The organism is Streptomyces bambusae, from assembly GCF_019400985.1.
Classification (GTDB): domain Bacteria; phylum Actinomycetota; class Actinomycetes; order Streptomycetales; family Streptomycetaceae; genus Streptomyces; species Streptomyces bambusae_A.
The window spans coordinates 20,792-28,558 of record NZ_WTFF01000061.1 but is presented as its reverse complement, the minus strand read 5'-3'; the positions used below and the strand labels follow the sequence as shown (position 1 = coordinate 28,558).

Genomic DNA, 7,767 nt, shown 5'->3' with positions numbered 1-7,767 from the left:
GGTACCGGTACGCGGACCGGGGGCCGGCGGGGCCGGGCGGGCCCGCGGGCAGTTCCGCCTCGTACCAGGCGACCGGCGCGGGCACCCGGGCGCAGCCGGCGGCGGCCAGGGCGCGCGGCAGCTCCAGGTCCGGGTTGACGCCGGGGCCGACCCTGCGGAAGACCTTCAGGATGCACGCGTCGCCGTAGATCAGCGAGGAGTTGGTCTGCTCACCGGACAGCGGGCGGGCCGTCAGCCCGGCCGGGATCAGGGCCAGCGGGTCGCGGTCGAAGCGCAGCGGGCCCAGCGTGCCGGGGGCGCGCAACCGTTCCAGCAGCAGCGCGGCGAGCCGGGGGTCGCCCAGCCCCTCGTACACGGTCTGGCCGGCGTACGGGCCCTGCTCGGCGCGGCCGATCAGGGCGGGGGCGAGGGCCGGCGGCAGGGAGGCGCGCAGCCCCAGCAGCAGCTGGTAGCAGTCGCCGTCCACGTCGACGAGCAGGTGCAGCAGCCCGGGGTCCGACTCCGGGGGCAGCAGCTCGGCCGCGGAGATCAGCCGGAGCCGGCCGAGGTCGCGGCCCTTCCCGGCGAACCAGCGCTGGGCCGGCAGCCAGGCCCGCAGCAGCGGCTCCAGCGGGCCGAGGGAGGTGATCGGGGCCCGTGCGGTGACGGGCAGCGCGGTCCCGGACCGTCCGCTGGCGGTGCCGGCGGTTCTGGCGGTCCCCGACCGTCCGGTGGCGGTGCCGGCGGTTCTGGCGGTCCCGGTCGTCCCGGCGGATGCAGCCTCCGACATGGCGTCGCGTCCTTTCCCCGGGCCGTCACAGAAATGCGCAGAGTGTCCCGGATGTGGCAGTTGCTTCTCCGGTGGGTGTGTGGGTGTCGGGTCTGGAAGAGCCGTGCGGGGCGGGCGATCGACCCGTGCGTGCGCCCGCCCCGTACGTACCGGCCGGCGGCCCTACTCGGTCCGCAGGCGGAACCAGTAGAAGCCGTGCCCGGCGAGGGTCAGCAGGTACGGCCACTCGCCGACCGGCGGGAAGCGCACGTCACCCGTGAGCTCCACCGGTACCCGCCCGTTGAACGACCGCAGGTCCAGCTCCGTCGGCTGCGCGAAGCGCGAGAAGTTGTGCACGCACAGCACGAGGTCGTCCCCGTACTCACGCAGGAACGCGAGCACCGCCGGGTTCGACGACGGCAGTTCGGTGTACGAGCCGAGGCCGAAGGCCGGGTTCGCCTTGCGGATCTCGATGAGCCGGCGGGTCCAGTGCAGCAGCGAGGAGGGCGAGGACATCGCGGCCTCGACGTTGGTGACCTGGTACCCGTAGACCGGGTCCATGATGACCGGCAGGTTCAGCCTGCCCGGATCGCACGAGGAGAAACCGGCGTTGCGGTCCGGGGTCCACTGCATCGGGGTGCGCACCCCGTCCCGGTCGCCCAGCCAGATGTTGTCGCCCATGCCGATCTCGTCGCCGTAGTAGAGGATCGGCGAGCCGGGCAGCGACAGCAGCAGGGCGGTGAACAGCTCGATCTGGTGCCGGTCGTTGTCCAGCAGCGGGGAGAGCCGGCGCCGGATGCCGATGTTGGCCCGCATCCGCGGGTCCTTGGCGTACTCGGCGTACATGTAGTCGCGCTCTTCGTCCGTGACCATTTCGAGGGTCAGCTCGTCGTGGTTGCGCAGGAAGATGCCCCACTGGCAGCGGTCGGGGATCTGCGGGGTCTTGGCCAGGATCTCCGACACGGGGTAGCGCGACTCCCGGCGCACCGCCATGAAGATGCGCGGCATGACCGGGAAGTGGAAGGCCATGTGGCACTCGTTGCCGCCGGCCCGGTAGTCCCCGAAGTAGTCGACGACGTCCTCGGGCCACTGGTTGGCCTCCGCCAGCAGCACCGTGTCCGGGTAGTGCGCGTCGATCTCCGCCCGCACCCGCTTGAGGAAGCTGTGGGTCCGGGGCAGGTTCTCGCAGTTGGTGCCCTCCTCCGCGAACAGGTACGGCACGGCGTCCAGGCGGAAGCCGTCGATGCCGAGGTCCAGCCAGAAGCGCAGGGCCGAGACGATCTCCTCCTGCACGGCCGGGTTCTCGTAGTTGAGGTCCGGCTGGTGGGAGAAGAAGCGGTGCCAGTAGTACTGCTTGCGCACCGGGTCGTACGTCCAGTTCGACGTCTCGGTGTCGACGAAGATGATCCGGGCGTCCTGGTACTGCTTGTCGTTGTCGGCCCACATGTAGTAGTCGCCGTACGGACCGTCCGGGTCCTTGCGCGACTGCTGGAACCACTCGTGCTGGTCGCTCGTGTGGTTCATGACGAAGTCGATGATCACCCGCATGCCCCGCTGGTGGGCGGCGTCCACGAACTCCACGAAGTCGGCGAGGTCGCCGAACTCCGGCAGCACCGAGGTGTAGTCGGAGACGTCGTAGCCGCCGTCGCGCAGCGGGGAGGCGAAGAAGGGCGGCAGCCAGAGGCAGTCGACGCCCAGCCACTGGAGGTAGTCCAGCTTGGCCGTCAGGCCCTTCAGGTCCCCGACGCCGTCTCCGTTGCTGTCGTGGAAGGAGCGGACGAGGACCTCGTAGAAGACCGCCCGCTTGAACCAGTCGGGGTCGCGGTCCTTGGCGGGGGTGTCCTCGAAGGTGTCGGGGACGGGATCGTTGATCATCATGTGGTGGGTGACCCTCCGGTGGGCGGGGACGGTCGCAGGACGACGAGGACGTGCGCAGGCGCGCGGCCCGGCTCCAGTCGCACGTAGTTCGCCCTGCCCCAGTGGTAGGTATCGCCGGTGAGCTCGTCGCGCACGGCGAGGGACCCGTGCCGGTCGAGGCCGAGTACCGGCATGTCCAACGAGACCGTCGCCTCCTGGGTGTGGTGCGGATCGAGGTTGACGACCACCAGTACGGAATCGCTGCCGCTGTGCTTCGAATAGGCGATCACCTGGTCGTTGTCGGTCTCGTGGAAATGGATGTCGCGCAGCTGCTGGAGCGCGGGGTGGCGGCGGCGCAGCCGGTTCAGCGTCGTGATCAGCGGGGCGATGGTGCGGCCCTCGCGCTCGGCCGCGGCCCAGTCGCGGGGCCTCAGCTGGTACTTCTCGGAGTCCAGGTACTCCTCACCGCCCTCGCGCAGCGGCGTGTTCTCGCACAGCTCGTAGCCGGCGTAGACCCCCCAGGTGGGGGAGAGGGTGGCGGCGAGCACGGCCCGGACCTCGAAGGCGGGGCGGCCGCCCTTCTGGAGGTAGGCGTGCAGGATGTCCGGGGTGTTGACGAAGAAGTTCGGGCGCATCGCGGCCGCCGCCACCGGGCCCGACAGCTCGGTCAGGTACTCGGTCAGCTCCTGCTTCGTGTTGCGCCAGGTGAAGTACGTGTACGACTGCTGGAAGCCGACCGCGCCCAGCGTGCGCATCATCGCCGGCCGGGTGAAGGCCTCGGCCAGGAAGATCACGTCCGGGTCCGCCCGGTTGATCTCCGCGATCACCTTCTCCCAGAACACCACCGGCTTGGTGTGCGGGTTGTCCACCCGGAAGACGCGGACCCCGTGCTCCATCCAGTGGCGCAGCACGCGCACCGTCTCCTCCACGATGCCGGCCATGTCGGCGTCGAAGTGGACCGGGTAGATGTCCTGGTACTTCTTCGGCGGGTTCTCGGCGTACGCGACCGTGCCGTCGGCCCGGCGGCGGAACCACTCCGGGTGCTTCTCCACCCACGGATGGTCCGGGGAGCACTGCAGGGCGAAGTCCAGGGCCACCTCCATCCCCAGCTCCCGGGCACGGCCGACGAAGTGGTCGAAGTCCTCCAGGGTGCCGAGGTCGGGGTGGACCGCGTCGTGCCCGCCCTCCGGGGAGCCGATCGCCCACGGCACACCCGGGTCCCAACTGCCCGCGGACAGCGTGTTGTTGGGGCCCTTGCGGTAGGTCGTGCCGATCGGGTGGACGGGCGGCAGGTACACCACGTCGAAGCCCATCGCGGCGACCGCCGGCAGCCGCTCGGCGGCCGTCCGGAACGTTCCGCTGACCGGGGGCCGGCCCTCCTCCACGATCGCACCCTCCGACCGCGGGAACAGCTCGTACCAGGACCCGAACAGCGCCCGCTTGCGCTCCACGCGCAGCGCCAGCGGCTTCGAGGCCGACACCAGCTCCCGCAAGGGCTTGCGGGCGAGGGCCGCGTCGACGGGCGCCGCGAGCGAGGCCGCCAGCCGCTCCTCGGCGGGCTGCTCCTCGTCGCGCATCACGGCGGCCGCGGCGAGCACATCCGCGCGCCCGTCCTTCTTGGGGATCCGGGCCGCGGCCCGCTCCAGGAGCAGGGCGCCCTCCAGCAGCACCAGTTCGGCGTCGATCCCGGCCGGCACCTTGATCTGCGCGGCCGCCCGCCAGCTCGCCACCGGGTCGCTCCACGCCTCGACGGTGTACGTCCACCTCCCCTCGGCATCCGCGCTGACCCGGGCCCCCCACCGGTCCGTCCCGGGGGCCAGCTCGCGCATCGGCACGCCCGGCCGCGTCCGACCGCTCGGGTCGCGCAGCACCACGTGGGCGGCCACCGCCTCGTGCCCCTCCCGGAACACGGTGGCGGAGACCTCGAACACCTCGTCCACGACCGCCTTGGCGGGTCTGACACCGCAGTCGACGGCAGGGCGGACGTCCAGCACGGGAATGCGACCGATCATGATGGGATCACCTGGGGGTGGTTCGCAGGGCTCGGTGACAACGTCTCAGCTGGTGACTCAGCCGGTTGTGCACGCTCTGTTCGCTCTGTTTCTAGCCGCTCCGTGGACGGCTGCGCTGCGGGCATGGCCGCTCCTGTCCGCGTTCACTCGGGTGGCGGGGGAGGTGGGGGGCGTGTGCGCCGTGCTCGGTACGCGGGGAGCCCTTCCCACTCCGGGCCCGCCCAATCCGCGCGATTGGTTAACTACTCGTACGTAGGCGCGCCGACAAGGGTTGTCTCCAGCCACGCGCCGATCCGCTCTTCGTCAAGTCGAAGTGCGGGGGTGACACGGGCGTTACGGGGGTGACGGCAGGGGCTGCCTGCGCCCGACGCGCTGTGGTCGACGGGCCCGGCCGCCGCTAGCCTTCCGGGGTGATGTCGGGTGCACAGCGTGGTGTGCCCGCTCCGATCCGTGATCCCCTGCGAAGGTGGAACGTGTGAAGGCTATCCGTCGATTCACCGTGCGCCCCGTCCTGCCGGGACCCCTGCTGCCGCTCGCCGACCTCGCGCGCAACCTGCGCTGGTCGTGGCACGTGGAGACCCGCGAACTCTTCCAGTCCGTCGACCCCGAGGGATGGCAGGCCGCCGGAGGCGATCCCGTCCGGCTGCTCGGATCCGTGTCCGCCGCCCGCCTCGAAGAGCTGTCCGCGGATCGGAGGTTCCTGCGCCGCCTCGCCGCCGCGGCCGCCGATCTCGACGACTACCTGAACGGCGACAGGTGGTACCAGGCCCGGGCCCGGACCGCCCCCGCCCCGCCGCCCGCCGGCATCGCCTACTTCTCGCCCGAGTTCGGCATCACCGCCGCCCTGCCCCAGTACTCCGGAGGCCTCGGCATCCTCGCCGGGGACCACCTCAAGGCCGCCAGCGACCTCGGCGTCCCCCTCATCGGGGTCGGACTGCTCTACCGGCACGGCTACTTCCGCCAGTCCCTGTCCCGGGACGGCTGGCAGCAGGAGCACTACCCCGTCCTGGACCCCAACGAACTGCCCGTCTCCCTGCTGCGCACCGAGGACGGCTCCGCCGCGCGCATCACCCTCGCGCTGCCCGGCGGCCGGTCGCTGCACGCCCACATCTGGCAGGTCCGCGTCGGCCGGGTCCCGCTGCTGCTGCTCGACTCCGACGTCGAGGACAACGACGGCGGCGCCCGCGAGGTGACCGACCGGCTCTACGGCGGCGGCAGCGACCACCGCCTGCTCCAGGAGATGCTGCTCGGCATCGGCGGGGTGCGCGCGGTGCGCACGTACTGCGCGCTGGCCGGCCGCCCCGCCCCCGAGGTCTTCCACACCAACGAGGGCCACGCCGGCTTCCTCGGCCTCGAACGGATGCGGGAGCTCACCGGGGAGCACGGCCTCGGCTTCGACGCCGCCGTCGAGGCCGTCCGCGCCGGCACCCTGTTCACCACGCACACCCCCGTGCCCGCGGGCATCGACCGCTTCGAGCGCGGCCTGGTCGCCCGCCACTTCGCCGAGGGGGCCGAACTCGACGGCCTCCCCGTCGACCGCATCCTCGAACTCGGCGCCGAGACCTACCCCGGCGGCGACCCCGGCGTCTTCAACATGGCCGTCATGGGCCTGCGGCTCGCCCAGCGCGCCAACGGCGTCTCCACCCTCCACGGCGCCGTCTCCCGCGAGATGTTCGCCGGCCTCTGGCCCGGATTCGACCCCGCCGACGTCCCCATCACCTCCGTCACCAACGGCGTCCACGCCCCCACCTGGGTCGCGCCGGAGGTCGTCCGGCTCGGCGCCCGCCAGATCGGCCCGGGCCGCACCGAGGACGCCCTCTCCGTCGGGGGCTCGCAGCGCTGGGACGCCGTGGCCGAGATCTCCGACCAGGACATCTGGGACCTGCGCCGGGAGCTGCGCGAGCAGCTGGTGACCGAGGTGCGCGACCGGCTGCGCGCCTCCTGGCGGCAGCGCGGGGCGGGCGCGGCCGAACTCGGCTGGGTGGACTCCGTCCTCGACCCCGACGTGCTGACCATCGGCTTCGCCCGCCGCGTCCCCTCGTACAAGCGGCTCACCCTGATGCTGCGCAACCCCGACCGGCTGCGCCGGCTGCTGCTCGACCCGGAGCGGCCCGTCCAGATCGTTGTCGCGGGCAAGGCCCACCCGGCGGACGACGGGGGCAAGCGCCTGGTGCAGGAGCTGGTGCGGTTCGCCGACGACCCGCGGGTGCGCCACCGGATCGTCTTCCTGCCCGACTACGGCATGGCCATGGCGCAGAAGCTCTACCCGGGCTGCGACGTCTGGCTGAACAACCCGCTGCGGCCGCTGGAGGCCTGCGGCACCAGCGGGATGAAGGCCGCCCTCAACGGCTGCCTCAACCTCTCGGTGCTGGACGGCTGGTGGGACGAGTGGTTCGAGCCCGACTACGGCTGGGCCATCCCGACCGCCGACGGCGACGCCACGGACGAGGACCGCCGCGACGACCTGGAGGCGGCCGCGCTCTACGACCTCGTCGAGCAGCACGTCGTACCCCGCTTCTACGACCGCTCCGGCCGGGCCGGGCTCCCCGTCCGGTGGATCGAGATGGTCCGGCGGACCCTGGTCTCCCTCGGCCCGAAGGTGCTCGCCGGCCGGATGGTGCGCGAGTACGTGGAGCGGCTCTACGCCCCGGCGGCCGCCGCGCACCGCGCGCTGGACCCGGAGGCCGCCCGGCAGCTGGCCGCCTGGAAGGCCCGGGTGCGCACCGCCTGGCCGCGGGTGGCCGTCGACCACGTGGAGGCCCTGGCCGCCACCCCGGTCAACGGCACGGCCGAACTCGGCGCCACCCTCACCCTGCGGGTGCAGGTCTCGCTGGACGCGCTGGCCCCCGAGGACATCGAGGTCCAGGCCGTCGCCGGGCGGGTGGACGCCGAGGACGTCATCCGCGACGCCCGCAGCTTCCCGCTCAAGCCGGCCGCCGGCCCGGACCTGGAGGGCCGCTGGCTCTACGAGGGCCCGCTCGCCCTGGACCGCACGGGCCCCTTCGGCTACACCGTCCGCCTCCTGCCCTCCCACCCGCTCCTGGCGACCCCGGCCGAACTGGGCCTGGTGGCCACCCCGGCGCAGGCGGTGTCGGGCGCGGAGGCGGGGGTCCTGCTGCGGTGAGGCTGGGGTCTGTCCGGCGGTGGCGG

The 7,767-nt window shown here is 72.5% G+C and carries 4 protein-coding genes; 1 reads left to right on the top strand and 3 read right to left on the bottom strand.

What is annotated here, in order from left to right:
- The 3 genes from GPJ59_RS11640 to GPJ59_RS11630 all read right to left on the bottom strand — a co-directional run.
- Nucleotides 1-769: maltokinase N-terminal cap-like domain-containing protein (locus tag GPJ59_RS11640; protein ID WP_445271639.1), on the bottom strand; the 769-nt coding region annotated here is incomplete at its 3' end.
- Between the two features lie 162 nt (nt 770-931).
- Nucleotides 932-2,626, bottom strand: a complete 1,695-nt coding sequence (gene treS / locus GPJ59_RS11635) for a maltose alpha-D-glucosyltransferase (RefSeq protein WP_219666930.1) — start codon at nt 2,624-2,626, stop codon at nt 932-934.
- Nucleotides 2,623-4,617 (bottom strand): alpha-1,4-glucan--maltose-1-phosphate maltosyltransferase, encoded by a 1,995-nt coding sequence (locus GPJ59_RS11630; RefSeq protein WP_219666929.1) that lies wholly within the window; start codon nt 4,615-4,617, stop codon nt 2,623-2,625. The genes treS and GPJ59_RS11630 overlap by 4 nt, the downstream gene beginning before the upstream one ends.
- Before the next feature lie 475 nt (nt 4,618-5,092).
- On the opposite strand from GPJ59_RS11630, the gene glgP reads away from it, so the two are divergent.
- On the top strand, nt 5,093-7,741 hold the full coding sequence (glgP, locus tag GPJ59_RS11625) for an alpha-glucan family phosphorylase (RefSeq protein WP_219666928.1): 2,649 nt from the start codon (nt 5,093-5,095) through the stop codon (nt 7,739-7,741).
- The last annotated feature ends 26 nt before the right edge of the window (nt 7,742-7,767 follow it).

Coding starts and splice junctions, on each gene's coding strand:
- treS (WP_219666930.1), bottom strand. CDS start 2,626: ATGATGATCAACGATCCCGTCCCCGACACCTTCGAGGACACCCCCGCC.
- GPJ59_RS11630 (WP_219666929.1), bottom strand. CDS start 4,617: ATGATCGGTCGCATTCCCGTGCTGGACGTCCGCCCTGCCGTCGACTGC.